Raw genomic sequence first — 19,086 nt, 5'->3', positions numbered from 1 at the left:
AAATGGCAATTACTAGAAAGCAAAAAGAAGCTCGTGCTAAGGTAGATAGCTCTAAAGTTTATAGCTTACAAGATGCATCAGCATTAGTTAAAGAGATTACAAACGTAAAATTTGACGCATCTGTAGATTTGGCAGTACGTTTAGGAGTTGATCCTCGTAAAGCTAATCAAATGGTTCGTGGTGTTGTAACATTACCTCACGGAACAGGTAAAGATGTAAAAGTTTTAGCATTAGTTACTCCAGATAAAGAAGCAGAAGCTAAAGAAGCAGGAGCTGATTATGTTGGATTAGATGAATACCTTCAAAAAATTAAAGGAGGTTGGACTGATGTAGACGTTATTATTACTATGCCAAGTGTAATGGGTAAATTAGGTCCTTTAGGACGTGTATTAGGTCCTCGTGGTTTAATGCCTAACCCAAAAACTGGTACAGTAACTATGGATGTTGCAAAAGCAGTACAAGAAGTAAAAGCTGGTAAAATCGACTTTAAAGTAGATAAAACTGGTATTGTACACGCTGCAATCGGAAAAGCATCTTTCGATGCTACGAAGATTGAAGAAAATGCAAATGAGTTATTACAAACATTAATTAAATTAAAGCCAACAGCAGCAAAAGGAACATATATTAAGAGCATTTTCATGTCTTCTACAATGAGTCCTAGTGTTGCTATAGATGTAAAATCTGTATCGTAAGGCAGTTAAAACTTTTTAATTATGACTAGAGAGGAAAAATCACAGGTAATACAAGATTTAACAGCACAATTAGCAGATACAAGTACCATCTATTTAGCAGATATTTCTGGTTTAGATGCAGCAACTACATCTAACTTACGTAGAGCTTGTTTTAAAGCAAACGTACAATTGGCTGTTGTAAAAAATACATTGCTTTCAAAAGCAATGGAAGCTTCTGATAAAGATTTTGGAGAGTTACCAGATGTATTAAAAGGAAACACTTCAATGTTAATTGCTGAGGCAGCTAATGCGCCAGCAAAAGTTATCAAAGAGTTCAGAAAAAAATCAAAAGATCGTCCTTTATTAAAAGGAGCGTATGTTGAAGAAGCAGTTTATATTGGAGATGAACAATTAGATGCTCTTGTTAACATCAAATCTAAAGAAGAACTTATTGGAGATATCATTACATTATTACAATCTCCTGCTAAGAATGTTGTTTCAGCATTACAGTCAGGTGGTGGTAAGTTATCAGGTATCTTAAAGACATTATCAGAAAAATAATTTCGCGCACTAATAAACTAAATAAATAAAATTTTTAAAAAACAATTAAAATGGCAGATTTAAAAGATTTCGCAGAACAATTAGTTAACTTAACAGTAAAAGAAGTTAATGAATTAGCTGATATTTTAAAAGAAGAGTATGGTATTGAGCCAGCAGCAGCAGCAGTAGCAGTAGCAGGACCAGCAGCAGGTGGTGGAGATGCAGCTGAAGAAAAAACTGAGTTTGATGTAATCTTAAAAGCAGCAGGAGGTTCTAAATTAGCAGTTGTAAAATTAGTTAAAGAATTAACTGGATTAGGATTAAAAGAAGCTAAAGGTATTGTAGATAGCGCACCAGCACCAATTAAAGAAGCAGTATCTAAAGATGAGGCAGAAGGTCTTAAGAAGTCTTTAGAAGAAGCAGGAGCTGAGGTAGAGCTTAAGTAAGCTATACTCCCGAATTATAAAAAAACGGGAAAAAACAATAAAGGTTTAGGTACTAAAAACTTATGTTTTTAGGCCTAAACCATTTTGTGTATATATTCGTTCTTTATTTTTCACAATTTGCAGAATTGTGAATTTACGATTATAAAGTGCTGATTTTTAATCAGTAACAGCAATTAAAATTGCAGTATTGAAACTGTTAAGTTTCAAAAATAATATTTTTAATTAAAAATAGCATCTCTTTTGGCAACGATAAATACTACTGAAAGAATTAACTTCGCGTCATCGCAGTTAGGAGCTGATTATCCAGATTTTTTAGATATTCAGGTAAAATCTTTCCAAGATTTCTTCCAATTGCAAACTAAAGCTGAAGAGCGAGGAGAAGAAGGTTTGTATAAAACTTTCATGGATAACTTCCCGATTACAGATACACGTAATCAATTTGTATTAGAATTTTTAGACTACTTTGTAGATCCACCAAGATATAGCATCCAAGAATGTATAGAACGTGGATTAACTCACAGTGTACCTCTAAAAGCACGTTTAAAATTATATTGTACCGACCCAGAACACGAAGATTTCGAAACAATTGTTCAAGATGTTTATTTAGGTACAATTCCTTATATGACAAACTCTGGTACCTTTATTATAAATGGTGCAGAAAGAGTTGTAGTGTCACAATTACACCGTTCACCAGGTGTATTCTTTGGGCAATCTTTTCACGCTAACGGAACCAAATTATACTCAGCAAGAGTAATTCCATTTAAAGGTTCTTGGATTGAATTTGCTACAGATATCAATCAAGTAATGTATGCTTATATTGATAGAAAGAAAAAATTACCAGTAACAACGTTATTCAGAGCCATAGGTTTTGAAAGAGATAAAGATATTTTAGAAATCTTTGATTTAGCTGAAGAAGTAAAAGTTTCTAAAGCTGGATTAAAGAAAGTATTAGGGCGTAAATTAGCAGCAAGAGTATTAAAAACTTGGCACGAAGATTTCGTAGATGAAGATACAGGAGAAGTTGTATCTATTGAGCGTAACGAAATTATTTTCGACCGTGATACTATTATAGAAAAAGAACATATTGATGAAATAATCGAATCTGGAGCTAAAACTGTATTACTACACAAAGAAGATAACCAGCAAGCAGATTATGCCATCATTCATAATACATTACAAAAAGACCCTACAAACTCAGAAAAAGAGGCTGTAGAGCATGTATATAGACAATTACGTAATGCTGAACCGCCAGACGAGGAAACTGCAAGAGGAATTATTGAAAAATTATTCTTCTCAGAACAACGTTATAGTTTAGGTGAGGTAGGACGTTTTAGAATGAATACTAAACTTGGTTTAGATGAAGATTTAGATCAAAAAGTATTAACTAAGAACGATATCATTACAATTATTAAGTATTTAATTGAGTTAATCAATTCAAAAGCTGAAGTTGATGATATCGATCACTTATCTAACCGTCGTGTTAGAACTGTTGGTGAACAATTAGCAGGTCAGTTTGGTGTAGGTTTAGCTCGTATGGCACGTACAATTCGTGAAAGAATGAATGTTCGTGATAACGAAGTATTTACTCCAATCGACTTAATTAACGCTAAAACGTTATCTTCAGTAATTAACTCTTTCTTTGGTACTAACCAGTTATCTCAGTTCATGGATCAAACCAACCCATTAGCAGAGATTACTCACAAGCGTCGTTTATCGGCATTAGGGCCTGGAGGTTTATCACGTGAAAGAGCAGGTTTCGAGGTTCGTGACGTTCACTATACACATTACGGTCGTTTATGTCCTATTGAAACACCTGAAGGACCAAACATTGGACTTATTTCTTCTTTAGCTGTTTATGCTAAAGTAAATAATATGGGATTCATTGAAACACCATATAAGAAAGTAGCAGAAGGAAGTGTTTTAGGAGAAGAGCCTATTTATTTAAGTGCAGAAGAGGAAGAAGGAATGAAGATTGCTCAATCTAACTTACCAATAGCAGAAGATGGTAAGATAGAAAGAGATAGAGTAATTGCACGTGAAGAAGGTGATTTCCCAGTTGAAAGCCCTGAAGCAATTAATTATATGGACGTTGCTCCAAACCAAATTGCTTCGATTTCAGCATCGTTAATTCCTTTCTTAGAACATGATGATGCGAACCGTGCATTGATGGGATCAAACATGATGCGTCAAGCAGTTCCATTATTACGTCCAGAATCTCCAATCGTAGGTACAGGTTTAGAACGTAGAGTAGCAAAAGACTCTCGTATCTTAATTAATGCTGAAGGAGCAGGAGTTGTTGAGTATGTAGATGCCAACAAAATTACAATTAAGTACGATAGAACAGAAGAAGAGCGAATGGTAAGCTTTGATTCTGATGAGAAATCTTATGACTTAATTAAGTTTAGAAAAACCAACCAAGGTACTAACATCAACTTGAAACCAATTGTAAAAGTAGGAGACAGAGTTGAAGAAGGACAAGTACTTTGTGAAGGATATGCAACACAAAAAGGAGAATTAGCTTTAGGTAGAAACATGAAAGTAGCCTTTATGCCTTGGAAAGGGTATAACTTTGAGGATGCGATTGTGATTTCTGAAAAAGTAGTTCGTGAAGATATTTTTACTTCTATCCACATTGATGAATACTCATTAGACGTTCGTGATACAAAATTAGGAGCAGAAGAGTTAACAAATGACATTCCTAACGTTTCAGAAGAGGCTACAAAAGACTTAGATGAAAACGGAATGATTCGTATCGGAGCAGAAGTTAATCCTGGTGATATTTTAATAGGTAAGATTACACCAAAAGGAGAATCTGACCCAACTCCAGAAGAAAAATTATTACGTGCTATCTTTGGTGATAAAGCGGGTGATGTAAAAGATGCATCATTAAAAGCTTCTCCATCGTTAAGAGGTGTAGTAATTAATAAAAAACTATTCAAACGTGCAGTAAAAGATAAAAATAAGCGTGCTCGTGATAAAGAAGCTATTTCAGCTTTAGAAGCATCTTACGTGTCTAAGTTTGAAGGGTTAAAAGAAGTTTTAGTTGAGAAATTATTCAACTTAGTATCAGGAAAGACTTCTCAAGGAGTTTATAATGACTTAGGAGAAGAAGTTTTACCAAAAGGTAAAAAGTTTACACAAAAAATGTTAAACTCTGTTGAAGATTTTACACATTTAAGTGGAACATGGACTACTGATAAAGACTTAAATCAATTAGTTGTAGAATTAGTTCACAACTATAAAATTAAAGTAAACGATTTACAAGGAGTTTTACGTCGTGAGAAATTTACAATTTCTGTAGGAGACGAGTTACCAGCAGGAATCTTAAAACTTGCTAAAATTTACGTAGCTAAGAAGCGTAAGTTAAAAGTAGGAGATAAGATGGCAGGACGTCACGGAAACAAAGGTATTGTTGCACGTATTGTACGTCAAGAAGATATGCCTTTCTTAGAAGACGGAACACCAGTAGATATCGTATTAAACCCATTAGGGGTACCATCTCGTATGAACATTGGTCAGATTTATGAAACTGTTCTTGGATGGGCAGGTCAAAAATTAGGTCAAAAATATGCGACACCTATTTTTGATGGTGCTAAAATAGATCAAATTAATGCTTTAACTGATGAAGCAGGAATACCACGTTACGGACATACATATTTATATGATGGAGGTACAGGTAAACGTTTTGATCAACCAGCAACAGTAGGAGTAATTTATATGATTAAGTTAGGTCACATGATTGAAGATAAAATGCACGCGCGTTCTATTGGACCTTACTCATTAATTACACAACAACCACTAGGAGGTAAAGCTCAGTTTGGAGGTCAGCGTTTTGGTGAGATGGAAGTTTGGGCACTTGAAGCATATGGTGCATCAAGTATCTTACGAGAAATCTTAACTGTTAAGTCTGATGACGTATTAGGTAGAGCAAAAACTTACGAGTCTATCGTTAAAGGAGAAGCAATGCCAGAACCAGGTTTACCAGAATCATTTAACGTATTAATGCACGAACTTAAAGGTTTAGGATTAGACGTTAAGTTAGAAGAATAATCACAGTGAAATGTCTCAGAGCAATAGCTCTGAGACAAATCATTTTTTCAATATCAGTCTTATTACAAGACATTTATTTTTAATTCGAATCCATTATCATGGCAAGAAAAAACGAAAAATACACTGTTAAGAAGTTTAACAAAATTTCAATAGGTTTAGCATCACCTGAGTCTATTTTAGAGGCTTCTAAAGGAGAGGTGTTAAAACCAGAAACTATAAACTACCGTACACACAAACCAGAAAGAGATGGGTTATTTTGTGAGCGTATCTTTGGTCCTGTAAAAGACTATGAGTGTGCGTGTGGTAAATATAAAAGAATTCGATATAAAGGTATCGTTTGTGACCGTTGTGGTGTTGAAGTTACTGAGAAAAAAGTACGTAGAGATAGAGTAGGTCATATTAACTTAGTAGTACCAGTAGCACACATTTGGTACTTTAGATCATTACCTAACAAAATGGGATACCTTTTAGGTTTACCATCTAAGAAGTTAGATATGATTATTTACTACGAACGTTACGTAGTAATTCAACCAGGTATTGCTAAAAATGCCGAAGGAGAACCATTACAAAAAATGGACTTCTTAACCGAGGAAGAGTATTTAGACATCGTAGATGAACTTCCTCAAGAAAATATGTACTTAGAAGATTCTGACCCTAATAAGTTTATTGCTAAAATGGGAGCAGAGTGTTTAATTGATTTATTAGAAAGAATTGATTTAGACGAATTATCTTACCAGTTACGTCATAAAGCAAATACTGAAACTTCTAAGCAACGTAAAAATGAGGCATTAAAGCGTTTAAATGTTGTTGAAGCATTTAGAGATTCTCAAAAAAATAGAGAGAATAACCCAGAATGGATGATAATGAAAGTAGTTCCGGTAATTCCACCAGAATTACGTCCATTAGTACCATTAGATGGAGGTCGTTTTGCTACTTCTGATTTAAATGATTTATATCGTCGTGTAATTATCCGTAACAATCGTTTAAAACGATTAATGGAAATTAAAGCACCAGAAGTAATTTTACGTAATGAAAAACGTATGTTACAAGAATCAGTAGATTCATTATTTGATAACACACGTAAATCATCAGCAGTAAAAACTGAGTCTAACAGACCATTAAAATCATTATCTGATAGTTTAAAAGGTAAGCAAGGTCGTTTCCGTCAAAACTTATTAGGTAAACGTGTTGATTACTCTGCACGTTCGGTAATTGTTGTTGGACCAGAATTAAAATTATACGAATGTGGATTGCCAAAAGATATGGCAGCTGAATTATACAAACCTTTCGTTATTCGTAAGTTAATCGAAAGAGGTATTGTAAAAACAGTAAAATCTGCAAAGAAAATAATTGATAGAAAAGAACCAGTTGTTTGGGATATCTTAGAAAATGTAATTAAAGGACATCCAGTTTTATTAAACCGTGCTCCTACCTTACACCGTTTAGGTATTCAAGCTTTCCAACCAAAATTAATTGAAGGAAAAGCAATTCGTTTACACCCATTAGTATGTACGGCATTTAACGCCGATTTTGATGGGGATCAAATGGCGGTTCACTTACCATTAGGACCAGAAGCTATTTTAGAAGCGCAGTTATTAATGTTAGCTTCTCATAACGTTTTAAACCCTGCAAACGGAGCACCAATTACGGTACCGTCTCAGGATATGGTTTTAGGGTTATACTATATGACAAAAGAAAGAAAGTCAACTCCAGAAGTGCCTATTAAAGGTGAAGGATTAACTTTCTATTCTCCAGAAGAAGTTACTATTGCTTATAATGAAGACAGAGTAGACTTAAATGCTGGAATAAAAGTAAGAACTAAAGATTTTAATGAAAACGGAGAGTTAGTAACTCAAATAATTGAAACAACTGTTGGTAGAGTATTATTTAATGAAGTTGTACCAGAACAGGCAGGATATATTAATGAGGTATTAACAAAGAAATCATTACGTGGAATTATTGGTAATATCTTAAAAGTAACAGATATTCCATCAATAGGTAAGTTCTTAGATGATATTAAAGGAATGGGATATAAGTTTGCCTTCCAAGGTGGATTATCTTTCTCATTAGGAGATATCATTATCCCAGAAGAGAAACATAGCATGATTGCTGAAGCTAATAAAGAAGTGGATGGAATCGTTATGAACTATAACATGGGTATGTTAACGCAAAAAGAGCGTTATAATCAGGTAATTGATGTTTGGGGATCTACTAACAATAGATTGACTGAATTATCAATGAAACGTTTACGTGAAGATCAACAAGGATTTAACTCTGTATTTATGATGTTAGATTCTGGAGCACGTGGATCGAAAGAGCAGATTCGTCAGTTAACAGGTATGCGTGGATTAATGGCGAAACCTAAAAAATCGACTGCTGGAGGTGGGGAAATTATTGAAAACCCAATTTTATCGAACTTTAAAGAAGGTTTATCAATTTTAGAGTACTTTATCTCAACGCACGGTGCACGTAAAGGTCTTGCCGATACCGCATTAAAAACAGCCGATGCAGGATATTTAACACGTCGTTTAGTAGATGTGTCTCAAGATGTAATCGTTAACGAAGAAGATTGTGGTACATTAAGAGGATTAGAAGTTTCTCCATTAAAGAAAAACGATGAAATCGTTGAACCTTTAAGTGAAAGAATTTCAGGGCGTACAGCATTATATGATGTTTATGCACCAGCATCAGATGAATTATTAGTTGAAGCAGGTGAGTTAATAACACCAATCTTAGCTGATAAAATTGAAGCTGCGGGAGTAGATAAAGTAGAAGTTCGTTCAGCATTAACATGTGAATCTGAAAGAGGAATTTGTGAAAAATGTTACGGACAAAGTTTATCAACAGGTCAAAAAGTTCAAAGAGGTGAGGCAGTTGGTGTAATTGCAGCACAGTCTATTGGAGAGCCTGGTACACAGTTAACATTACGTACATTCCACGTTGGAGGGGTAGCAGGAAACATCTCAGAAGATAACAAGTTAATCTCTAAATTCGATGGATCTGTAACAATTGATGATTTACGTACTGTAAAAGGTAAAGATTCAGCAGGAGAAGAAGTAGATATCGTTATTTCTCGTACAGCAGAAATTAAAATTACTGATAAGAAAACAGGAATTGTATTAAGTACTAACATTATTCCTTACGGTTCTATCATCTTTGATAAAGATAGAAAGACAATTAAGAAAGGAGATGCAGTATGTCAATGGGATCCATTTAACGGAGTTATTGTTTCTGAGTTTGGAGGAAAAGTTAAGTTTGACAACTTAGAACAAGGAATTAACTACTCTGTTGAAATAGATGAACAAACAGGTTTCCAAGAAAAAGTAATTACTGATTCTAAGAACAAGAAAATTATTCCTTCATTAATTATTGAAGATGCTGATGGTAATGCTTTACGTTCGTACAGTTTACCAGTAGGAGCACACTTAATGGTAAGTGATGGAGATAAAGTAGAGTCAGGTAAAACATTAGTTAAGATTCCTCGTAAGTCTGGTAAAGCAGGAGATATTACAGGAGGTTTACCACGTGTAACAGAGTTATTCGAAGCACGTAACCCTTCTAATCCAGCTGTAGTAGCACAAATTGATGGAGTTGTGTCATTTGGTAAAATTAAGCGTGGTAACCGTGAAATTATTATCGAATCTAAAACAGGAGAGATTAAGAAATACTTAATTAAGTTATCTAATCAAATCTTAGTTCAAGAAAACGACTTTATTAAAGCAGGAATGCCTTTATCTGATGGAGCAATTACTCCTATTGATATTTTAAATATCAAAGGACCTTCAGCAGTTCAAGAATACCTAGTTAACGAAATTCAAGAAGTATATCGTTTACAAGGGGTAAAAATTAATGACAAGCATTTCGAAGTAGTAGTACGTCAAATGATGCGTAAAGTTAGAATTATTGATTCAGGAGATACTTTATTCTTAGAAAATCAATTAGTTCATAAAACTGATTTCATCAAAGAAAATGACGCTATTTACGGAATGAAAGTTGTTGAAGATGCTGGAGATTCTGCAAACTTAAAACCAGGACAAATAGTTTCAGCTCGTCAATTAAGAGATGAAAACTCTTTATTACGTAGAGAAGATAAAAACTTAGTAGTAGCACGTGATGCTCAACCAGCAACAGCTGAGCAAGTATTACAAGGTATTACAAGAGCATCGTTACAAACGAAGTCATTTATCTCAGCTGCATCATTCCAGGAAACAACTAAAGTATTAAATGAAGCCGCTGTAAATGGTAAAATTGATACCTTAGAAGGATTAAAAGAAAATGTAATTGTTGGTAAACGTATACCAGCAGGTACAGGAATGAGAGCTTACGAAGATATCGTAGTTGGACCTAAGGATGAGATTGAACAAAGTTTATAAAAACTTAAGTTTATAAATAATATCAAGGGTTTAGAGTTCTTAGAACTCTAAACCCTTATTTTTTTAATTAAATAATATTAAGAGATTAATTATGGAAGATAATAAGAAAGAACCACAATTAAATATAGAGTTAGATCAAGAAATAGCAGAAGGAACTTATAGTAATTTAGCTATTATAAACCATTCTGTATCAGAATTTATTGTTGATTTTATAAATATTATGCCAGGGGTTCCAAAAGCAAAAGTAAAATCAAGAATTATCTTAACTCCACAACATGCAAAACGTTTATCAAAAGCTTTAGCAGACAATATTCGTAAGTTTGAACAAGCTCATGGAGAAATAAAAGATTATGAGCAACCACCAATTCCAATGAATTTTGGAGGTACTACAGGAGAAGCTTAAAAGCAATAAAAAATCGTCTATTTAGACGATTTTTTTTATAAAAATACTATTTTTGCTTTAAAAAATTAAAATGAAAAGTTTTCAATTATTTATAGTTTCTATTTTTTTACTTTTAATTTCTTGTACAGAAAAAGAAGATTTAGAACAGGTAAAATATGAAATTACCTTTGAGAGTAATGGGGGCTCTGTAGTTGCTAATCAACTTTTAGAAAAAGGAAGAAAGGTTAAGAAACCTGTAGCACCAATAAAAGAAGGATATAATTTTGTTAATTGGTATAAAGAAAAAAGCTTAATTGAAATTTTTGATTTTGATAATGAAAAGGTTTATAAGGATATAACGTTATATGCTAAATGGGACAAAATTAATTATAGTGTAAACTTTGAAAGTAATGGAGGAACACCAATTAATAGCCAAAGTGTAGCTTATGGCAATAAAGTAATAAAGCCTACTGCACCAACCAAAGCAGGGAACATTTTTGTTAATTGGTATAAAGAAGCTGAGTTAAAATCAGTTTATGATTTTAATGAAATTATCACTGAAAATATAACCTTATATGCTAAATGGTCTAAAAGTTATACTGTAACCTTTGATTTAAATGGAGGAACAGGAACAGAAATTGATAAGCAAAATATAGAGGAAGGAGAAAAAGTAGTTAAACCAACTTCTGATTCCAAATTATATTGTTTAGAATTTAATGGTTGGCATACAAAAAAAGATTCCGACAGTCCTTTTGATTTTTCAACTACTATTAATGAAGACTTAATTTTATACGCTCGATACACTAATTCTTCTTTCAAACATAACCCTAATACAAAAGAAGAACTTCAGTATTTAGTAGACAATAAAATAGATTTGAGTACTATAAATACTTGTGCTATAACAAATATGGCAAATCTTTTTGAAAATAAAACATCTACAACAGATTTTAATGGTAGTATTTCAAATTGGAATGTTTCTAATGTTACTAGCATGTATAGAATGTTTAATAATGCTTCAGGGTTCAATCAAAATATAAACTCATGGGATGTTTCTAGTGTTACCATAATGCAAGCTATGTTTCAAAAAGCTTCAAGTTTTAATCAACCCCTAGATAAATGGAATGTATCTAATGTTAGAAATATGAGTGTTATGTTTAGAGAAGCTTTTGTGTTTAATCAAAATATAAATTCATGGAATGTTTCTAATGTTACCAATATGGAGGCTATGTTTCAAAGTGCGGTTTCTTTTAACCAACCTCTAGATAATTGGGATATTTCTAAACTTACTAGTTTAGATCAGGTTTTTGCTCATGCAAAAGCATTCAATCAAAATATAAACTCATGGAATGTTTCTAATATAACAAGTATGGAGGGAACGTTTTCTATTGCAAGTTCTTTTAATCAACCACTTGATAGTTGGGATGTGTCTAATGTTACTCATATGCATGCCATGTTTAGATCGGCAGAAAAATTCAATCAAGATATAAGTTCATGGGATGTTTCCAATGTTGTAAATATGAGTTCTATGTTTTCTAGAGCAAAAGCTTTTAATAAAGATATTAATTTATGGAATGTGTCAAAAGTGACACGTATGAGTAATTTATTTGCTTGGGCGAAAGCATTTAATCAAGACCTTAGTAAGTGGGATGTTTCTAATGTAACAGATATGAGCAGAATGTTTAAAGAAGCTTCAAGTTTTAATCAAAATATAAGTACATGGGATGTTTCTAGTGTAACAGATATGGAAGAGATGTTTTTTAATGGAAGGGCTTTTAATCAGTCAGAAATTAAAAGCTGGAATATTCAATCAAATACAATTATAAATAGAATGTTATGGAGTACATCTCTCCCCGAAACTTTTAGGTTTGACAATTTACCAGATAAAGATCCTTTTTAATATTAATGTGAGGTAATTTAAGTTAAAATCCCTCAGAAAGTTCTTTTAAAGCTTTCACATCAGTTATAAAGATTTCTTTACCTTTTAAATCTATTAGTTTTTTCTTTTTAAATTCAGAAAGTAAACGAATAGCACTTTCAGTAGCTGTACCTATAATATTAGCTATATCTTCTCTTGATAAATTAATATTTATAGAGCCATTTTCGTTTTTATCAAACTTTGAGTCTAGTAATAATAGAGTAGCAGCCAAACGTTGTTTAACGGTCTTTTGAGCCATATCTACAATAACATCATCAGCTTTCTTTAAAGAATTGGCCATTTTCTTTAAAACATCCATAGAAAAGTTAGAGTTGTTTTCTAAATCTCTAAGAATTTCGTCTTTAGGAATAAAGCAAACCTCCATGTCATTCACAGCAATAGCTTTTAAGTTTGAAGCCTCATTGTTTATTAAACTACGCTCACCTAAAATATCACCTTTTCTTATTAAGTGAATAATTTGGTCTCTACCATTATCACTCATTTTAGACACTTTACAAACACCATCTTTAACACAAAAAACACCATTAATATATTCGCCTTCATCAAAAAGGACTTCTCCTTTTTTAATTTTTTTAGACGTTTTGCATCCAGAAATCCTTACCAATTCATCTTTGGTTAAAGCCTTCAAAGAATTAAATTCTCGAATGATACATTGCTCACACTTGCTCATAGATATGCCCTTTTTTTACTACTCAAATATACGGAAAACCTGACAATTATCATGTTTTAAATTGATATCTTATCGGACATTTGTACTAGGCAAAAGAGTAAATATGGAAAGCACAACATGTTTTCATTGTGGTAACGAGTGCGATACAAAAACAATTACAATAGAAGAAAAATTTTTCTGTTGTAATGGATGTAAAACAGTTTATGAAATTTTTTCAGAGAACGATTTAACTTGTTATTACGATTTTCAAAACAACCCAGGAGCAATACCTGAAGAGATACAAGGAAAATACGATTTCTTGGACAATGAGTCTATTGTAGATAAACTATTAGAGTTTAACGATGGTAATGTACAAGTAGTAAATTTATATATTCCACATATACATTGTAGTTCATGTATTTGGGTATTAGAAAATTTACACAAACTACAAGAGTATGTGTCTTCATCTCAAGTTAATTTTCCTAAGAAAACGGTACGAATTACTTTTAATTCAGAAAAAACATTACTTAAAGAAATAGTATTGTTACTAAGTTCTATAGGATATGAGCCCTATATAAGTCTTGAGGATTACGAAGTAGGTAAAAAGAAAGTAGACCGTAGTTTAATTTATAAATTAGGAATAGCAGGTTTTGCTTTTGGAAATGTGATGTTCTTGTCATTTCCAGAATACTTTGAAGTGTCAGAATATTGGTTAGAACAATACAAAGGAATCTTCCGTTGGTTAATGTTTATATTTTCCCTCCCAGTAGTTTTTTATGCAGGGCAGGATTATTTTATCTCAGCTTATAAAGGAGTTCGGTCAAAAATTTTAAATATCGACGTTCCTATTGCTTTAGGAATCTTAGTATTATTCATACGAAGTACAGCAGAAATAGTTCTTGATTTAGGAACAGGTTTTTTTGATAGTTTAACAGGATTGGTGTTCTTTTTATTGCTAGGAAAATTTTTTCAGCAAAAGACCTATAACTTTCTTTCATTTGAACGCGATTATAAGTCATATTTTCCAATTGCAGTAACCAAGATAACTTCCGACAAAAAAGAAGAGAATACTCAAATTTATGAGGTAAAAAAAGGAGATAGGTTACTAATTAGAAATCAGGAGTTGATTCCTGTTGATGGAATTTTAATTAACGGAGAAGCAAAAATTGATTACAGTTTTGTTACAGGTGAGGCTGTTCCTGTAAATAAAAAGTCAGGAGATAAATTATTTGCAGGAGGAAAGCAACTGTCAGGAAGTATAGAAATGGAAGTGCTAGCTTCAGTTTCACAGAGTTATTTAACACAGCTATGGAGTAACGATGTATTTCAAAAAGATAAAAACTCATCATTTAAAACCTTAACAGATAAAATCAGTAAAAACTTTACCATAATTGTACTGTCTATAGCGTTTTTATCTACAGCTTTTTGGTTGTATTACGATTCAAGTGTAGCATTAAACGTATTTACATCAGTATTAATTATAGCATGTCCATGTGCAATAGCATTAGCAGCACCGTTTACTTTAGGGAATATTTTACGAATTTTTGGAAGAAAGAAGTTCTATTTAAAAAATGCTACAGTCGTAGAGCAGTTAGCTGCTGTAAATTCAGTTATTTTTGATAAAACAGGTACACTTACTACTAATAAAGAGAATACAATAACATATGAAGGAGAAGACTTAGATAAAACTCAAAGAGCGATATTAAAAAGTTCATTAAGATCTTCAAATCATCCACTGAGTAGAATGCTATACACTTCCTTAGAAGAAGAAATATTACCAGTTGAAGACTATCAAGAACATGTTGGAAAAGGAATTGAAGCAAGCTATAAGCACACAACTTTAAAAATAGGCTCATCATCATTTGTGAAAAACGCAAAAGAACAAGCAAATCTTGATACTTCTGTTCATATTAGTGTAAATAATGAGTACAAAGGAAAGTATGTATTTAAGAATGCTTATAGAAAAGGAGTTAAAGAGTTGTTTTCTAACTTAACTAAAAAATATAGTCTATCAGTAGTTTCAGGAGATAATGAAGGAGAAAAGAAATTTTTAGAAGAGTTATTGCCAGAGGAAACTACATTTTTATTCAATCAAAAACCTCAAGATAAATTACACTACGTAGAAGAATTACAAGAGAAGAAGAAAAGTGTATTAATGATAGGTGATGGATTAAACGATGCAGGAGCGCTAGCGCAAAGTAATGTAGGGATAGCGTTATCAGAAAATATAAATGTATTTTCTCCTGCTTGTGATGCTATTTTAGATGCTACAAAATTTAGTGAGATAGGCAATTATATTAAAGCATCGCAAAAAGCAATAAAAATTATTAAATATTGCTTTTTATTATCTTTAATGTACAATATTGTAGGGCTTTATTTTGCAGTAACTGGTCAACTAATGCCAGTAATAGCTGCAATTTTAATGCCGTTGAGTTCAATTAGTGTGGTAGTGTTTACAACTATAGCTACCAATATTTTAGGAAGAAAAATAAAATAAAAAGATGCAGATTAATAAATATATAGATCATACGTTACTAAAAGCCACAGCTACAAAAACTGATATTATAAAACTATGCAATGAAGCTAAAGAGTATGACTTTTATGCAGTTTGTGTAAATGGATGTAATGTAGAGTTAGCAGCCAAAGAATTAAAAGGTTCAGATGTAAAAGTAGCAGCAGTAATAGGTTTTCCGTTAGGAGCAATGACTACAGAAACTAAAGTTTTTGAAGCTAAAAACTGTATAAAAAATGGAGCTTCAGAAATAGATATGGTTATTAATATAGGCAAGTTGTTAGAAGGAGATGAAGATTATGTGGAAAACGAAATTCGATTAATAAAAGAAGCTATTGGAGAAAATACCTTAAAGGTAATTTTTGAAAACTGTTCTTTATCAAAAGAACAAATTAAAGTAGCAAGTAAATTGGCTGTTGAAGCTGGTGCTGATTTTGTGAAAACTTCTACAGGTTTCGGTACTGGAGGAGCAACCTTTGAAGACGTTGCAATAATGGATAGCGTTGTAGATGGAAAAGCGCAAATTAAAGCAGCTGGAGGTATTAGAGATATAGAAACGGCTAGGAAATATATAGAAAATGGAGTAACTCGTTTAGGAACCTCTTCAGGAGTAGCTTTAGTAACTAGCGGTGTTTCTGATAAAAACCAATATTAAAAACCGAATCTTAATAGTTCAAAACCTAAAAAAAAGTAAAGAATGAGCATACATATAGAAGCAAAAAAAGGAGAAATAGCAGAAACTGTTTTATTACCAGGTGATCCTATGCGTGCAAAATGGATTGCAGAAACATTTTTGGAAAATCCAGTTTGTTATAACGATGTTCGAGGTATGTTAGGATTTACAGGAACCTATAAAGGAAAACGAATTTCCGTACAAGGAACAGGAATGGGAATTCCTTCTGCTTTAATTTATGCTCATGAATTAATTAATGAATATGGGGTTAAAAACTTAATAAGAGTAGGTTCTGCGGGGTCGTATCAAAAAGAAGTAAAAATTCGAGATATTGTTATTGCTATGGCAGCTTCTACAAATTCAGGATTAAATACCATCCGTTTTAACGGAGCTGATTTTGCACCAACAGCAAGTTTTGAGTTGTTGCAAAAAGCTGTAGATGCAGCAAAAGAAAAAGGAATTCCATTAAAGGCTGGAAACATCTTAAGCTCAGATGAATTTTATGCAGATGAATTTGAAAGCTATAAAAAATGGGCAGACTACGGTGTATTGTGTGTTGAAATGGAAACCAACGGATTGTATACAGTTGCAGCAAAGCATAAAGTAAACGCATTATCAATTTTAACCATTTCAGATAGTTTGGTTACAGGAGAAAGAACCACAGCTGATGAAAGGGAACAAACCTTTAAAGAAATGATTGAAATTGCTCTAGAGTTGGCGTAATGTCAGTTAGAGTCATTTTATTGAAGAATGAAACAAAATAGTATTAAGAACATGAATTCACTTATTCAAAAATATAACATTCCAGGACCTAGATATACAAGTTATCCAACAGTTCCATATTGGGATAACGAAACATTTTCAAAAGAAAAATGGATAGAAACTTTTAAGCGTTCGTTTATAGAAAGCAATTCCTCAGAAGGAATTAGCTTATATATTCATTTACCATTTTGTGAGAGTTTATGTACGTTTTGTGCCTGTCACAAGCATATTACAAAACGCCATGAAATGGAAGATCCGTATATAGAAACCGTTTTAAAAGAGTGGCAGCTATATGTTGATTTAGTTGAGGAACCCCCTGTAATAAAAGAAATACATTTAGGTGGAGGAACACCAACATTCTTTTCAGAGAAACAATTAAAAAGGTTAATTGAAGGAATTTTTATTAATGCTGAAAAACATCCAGATCACGAATTTAGTTTTGAAGGGCATCCAAACAATACTACAAAAGAACACTTGCAAACATTGTACAATTTAGGTTTTACAAGAGTAAGTTTTGGAGTACAAGATTACAATCCAAAAGTACAAGAAGCTATTCATAGAGTACAACCTTTTGAAAACGTAGAAAAAGTACACAATTGGGCAAAAGAAATAGGTTATACGTCTATCAGTCATGACTTAGTATTTGGACTTCCATTCCAAACAAAAGAAAACGTAATTCATACAATTAATAAAACAAAAGAATTAGAACCCGATAGAATTTCATTTTATAGCTACGCACATGTTCCATGGGTGAAAGGAGTGGGGCAACGCGGATTTAATGAAGATGATTTGCCAAAAAATGAAGAAAAACGCGAGTTGTATGAAATAGGTAAAGAATTATTTGCCGAAATGGGTTATGTAGAAATTGGAATGGATCATTTCGCCTTAGCTACCGATAGTTTATACAAAGCCACCCAAGAAAAAACATTGCACCGCAATTTTATGGGATACACTGCTAACAAAACACAGTTAATGGTAGGTTTAGGAATGTCGTCAATCTCTGATTCTTGGTATGGATTTGCACAAAATGTAAAAACTGTAAAAGAGTACGAAAGAATTGTAAACGAAGGAGAAATCCCTGTGTTTAGAGGGCATATATTATCGGAAGAAGACTTAATAATAAGAAAACATATTTTAAATATTATGTGTCATTTCTCCACTTCGTGGGAAGAAGAGCAATTACAAATAAAAAATGTAGAAACACATATAGGAAAGTTAGAAGAAATGATAGATGATGGTTTGGTTTCTATTGAAGGGAAAAAGTTAACAGTTCCTGAAAAGGCAAGACCCTATGTACGTAATATTTGTATGGCATTTGACAAGAAATTACATGAAAAACAACCAGAAACAAAATTATTTTCAATGACTATTTAATTTGTTGGTAATTAGTGTTTTGTATTGGTTTTTATTGTGTTTTTACTAAAAAAATGATTAAATTTGAGTAAACCTAAAAACCAGACGTCATGAAATCATTTGAAGTAAATTGGTCAAAGGAAGAGCTACAAACCTATGTTTTTATCTATTGTATTAATGCAGATTATAAAGAAACAAAAGAAGAACTCGAAGCCATTTCTTTAAGAACGAACCAAGAAACGTACAAAAAGATGCATGAAGAGTTTGAAAAAGATAATGACTATGCTAGCATTCAAAAAATTAATGAATCACTCAAAAAATTAAACTACGGTAAAGAAGAAATAAATCAGCTATTTGAAGAAATAAAAGAATTATTTCTATCAGATGGTAGCTACGCTATTTTAGAGAAAAATCTTCTAATGGGTTTACAAAGATTACTTAAATAAAGAGAACAAAAGTTCTCTTTATTTTTTTTGAAAAAAAACTCAAACATGACAAAAGTCATATTTTAAGAAAACCTTCACAGTTACCTTTGAACTATAATTATCAGGCAAGATATGAGCGTTATTTACTTACTACTATCACTAAGCATTTTAGTGGCTATTATTTTCTTTATAGCATTTATTGTTTCAGTAAAAAAAGGGCAGTACGATGATTCGTACACGCCATCAGTTCGCATGTTGTTTGATGATGAACTGGTAAAAGAAGAAACAAAGAACTAACAATTAACAATAGATAT

General features: G+C 32.4%; 14 protein-coding genes. 13 read left to right on the top strand and 1 reads right to left on the bottom strand.

Translation table 11 applies throughout. The features are described from left to right. Nucleotides 1-2: 2 nt before the first annotated feature. From rplA to ACTPNM_RS13590, 7 genes are all read left to right on the top strand, one after another. Entirely contained in the window at nt 3-692 is a 690-nt protein-coding gene (rplA, locus tag ACTPNM_RS13620) for a 50S ribosomal protein L1 (protein ID WP_099214074.1), read from the top strand. 21 nt (nt 693-713) lie between these two features. Beyond that, nucleotides 714-1,232, top strand: coding sequence for a 50S ribosomal protein L10 (gene rplJ, locus ACTPNM_RS13615; protein WP_274640336.1), 519 nt, complete (start codon nt 714-716; stop codon nt 1,230-1,232). Nucleotides 1,233-1,282: 50 nt separating this feature from the next. Further along, nucleotides 1,283-1,657 carry a 50S ribosomal protein L7/L12 gene (rplL, locus tag ACTPNM_RS13610; RefSeq protein ID WP_099214076.1) on the top strand — a complete coding sequence of 125 codons (375 nt, stop codon included), beginning with the start codon at nt 1,283-1,285 and terminating at the stop codon, nt 1,655-1,657. A gap of 240 nt (nt 1,658-1,897) precedes the next feature. Beyond that, the gene (gene rpoB / locus ACTPNM_RS13605; protein ID WP_440122350.1) at nt 1,898-5,707 is read left to right on the top strand and encodes a DNA-directed RNA polymerase subunit beta; all 3,810 of its coding nucleotides are present in this window, start codon (nt 1,898-1,900) and stop codon (nt 5,705-5,707) included. A gap of 98 nt (nt 5,708-5,805) precedes the next feature. Next, complete coding sequence (gene rpoC / locus ACTPNM_RS13600; protein WP_274640334.1) at nt 5,806-10,080, top strand: DNA-directed RNA polymerase subunit beta'; 4,275 nt, start codon at nt 5,806-5,808, stop codon at nt 10,078-10,080. Between the two features lie 91 nt (nt 10,081-10,171). Then, nucleotides 10,172-10,483: a DUF3467 domain-containing protein gene (locus ACTPNM_RS13595; RefSeq protein ID WP_047790111.1), complete on the top strand. Its 312-nt coding sequence runs from the start codon at nt 10,172-10,174 to the stop codon at nt 10,481-10,483. Nucleotides 10,484-10,553: 70 nt separating this feature from the next. Next, nucleotides 10,554-12,359 carry a BspA family leucine-rich repeat surface protein gene (locus tag ACTPNM_RS13590; RefSeq protein WP_440122349.1) on the top strand — a complete coding sequence of 602 codons (1,806 nt, stop codon included), beginning with the start codon at nt 10,554-10,556 and terminating at the stop codon, nt 12,357-12,359. Nucleotides 12,360-12,381: 22 nt separating this feature from the next. Here the strand turns inward: ACTPNM_RS13590 and ACTPNM_RS13585 are convergent, their stop codons facing one another. After that, a complete protein-coding gene (locus ACTPNM_RS13585; RefSeq protein WP_440122348.1) occupies nt 12,382-13,068 on the bottom strand; it encodes a Crp/Fnr family transcriptional regulator in 687 nt (228 codons plus the stop codon). 103 nt (nt 13,069-13,171) lie between these two features. Here ACTPNM_RS13585 and ACTPNM_RS13580 point away from each other — a divergent pair, with 103 nt between their 5' ends. The 6 genes from ACTPNM_RS13580 (at nt 13,172) to ccoS (ending at nt 19,069) form a co-directional block, all read left to right on the top strand. Further along, nucleotides 13,172-15,544, top strand: coding sequence for a heavy metal translocating P-type ATPase (locus tag ACTPNM_RS13580; RefSeq protein WP_440122346.1), 2,373 nt, complete (start codon nt 13,172-13,174; stop codon nt 15,542-15,544). 4 nt (nt 15,545-15,548) lie between these two features. Then, on the top strand, nt 15,549-16,214 hold the full coding sequence (gene deoC, locus ACTPNM_RS13575) for a deoxyribose-phosphate aldolase (protein WP_440122345.1): 666 nt from the start codon (nt 15,549-15,551) through the stop codon (nt 16,212-16,214). 42 nt (nt 16,215-16,256) lie between these two features. Beyond that, complete coding sequence (gene deoD, locus ACTPNM_RS13570) at nt 16,257-16,955, top strand: purine-nucleoside phosphorylase (protein ID WP_440122344.1); 699 nt, start codon at nt 16,257-16,259, stop codon at nt 16,953-16,955. A 51-nt stretch (nt 16,956-17,006) separates the two neighbouring features. Then, nucleotides 17,007-18,368, top strand: a complete 1,362-nt coding sequence (hemN, locus tag ACTPNM_RS13565) for an oxygen-independent coproporphyrinogen III oxidase (RefSeq protein WP_440122343.1) — start codon at nt 17,007-17,009, stop codon at nt 18,366-18,368. An 89-nt stretch (nt 18,369-18,457) separates the two neighbouring features. Continuing rightward, on the top strand, nt 18,458-18,793 hold the full coding sequence (locus ACTPNM_RS13560) for a hypothetical protein (protein ID WP_274640321.1): 336 nt from the start codon (nt 18,458-18,460) through the stop codon (nt 18,791-18,793). Between the two features lie 111 nt (nt 18,794-18,904). Next, nucleotides 18,905-19,069: a cbb3-type cytochrome oxidase assembly protein CcoS gene (ccoS, locus tag ACTPNM_RS13555; RefSeq protein WP_073184498.1), complete on the top strand. Its 165-nt coding sequence runs from the start codon at nt 18,905-18,907 to the stop codon at nt 19,067-19,069. The last annotated feature ends 17 nt before the right edge of the window (nt 19,070-19,086 follow it).

This window comes from Tenacibaculum sp. Ill (assembly GCF_051938915.1).
Classification (GTDB): domain Bacteria; phylum Bacteroidota; class Bacteroidia; order Flavobacteriales; family Flavobacteriaceae; genus Polaribacter; species Polaribacter larymnensis.
Note: the sequence above shows the minus strand (reverse complement) of the source record. Positions and strands in the feature narration are given on the sequence as shown.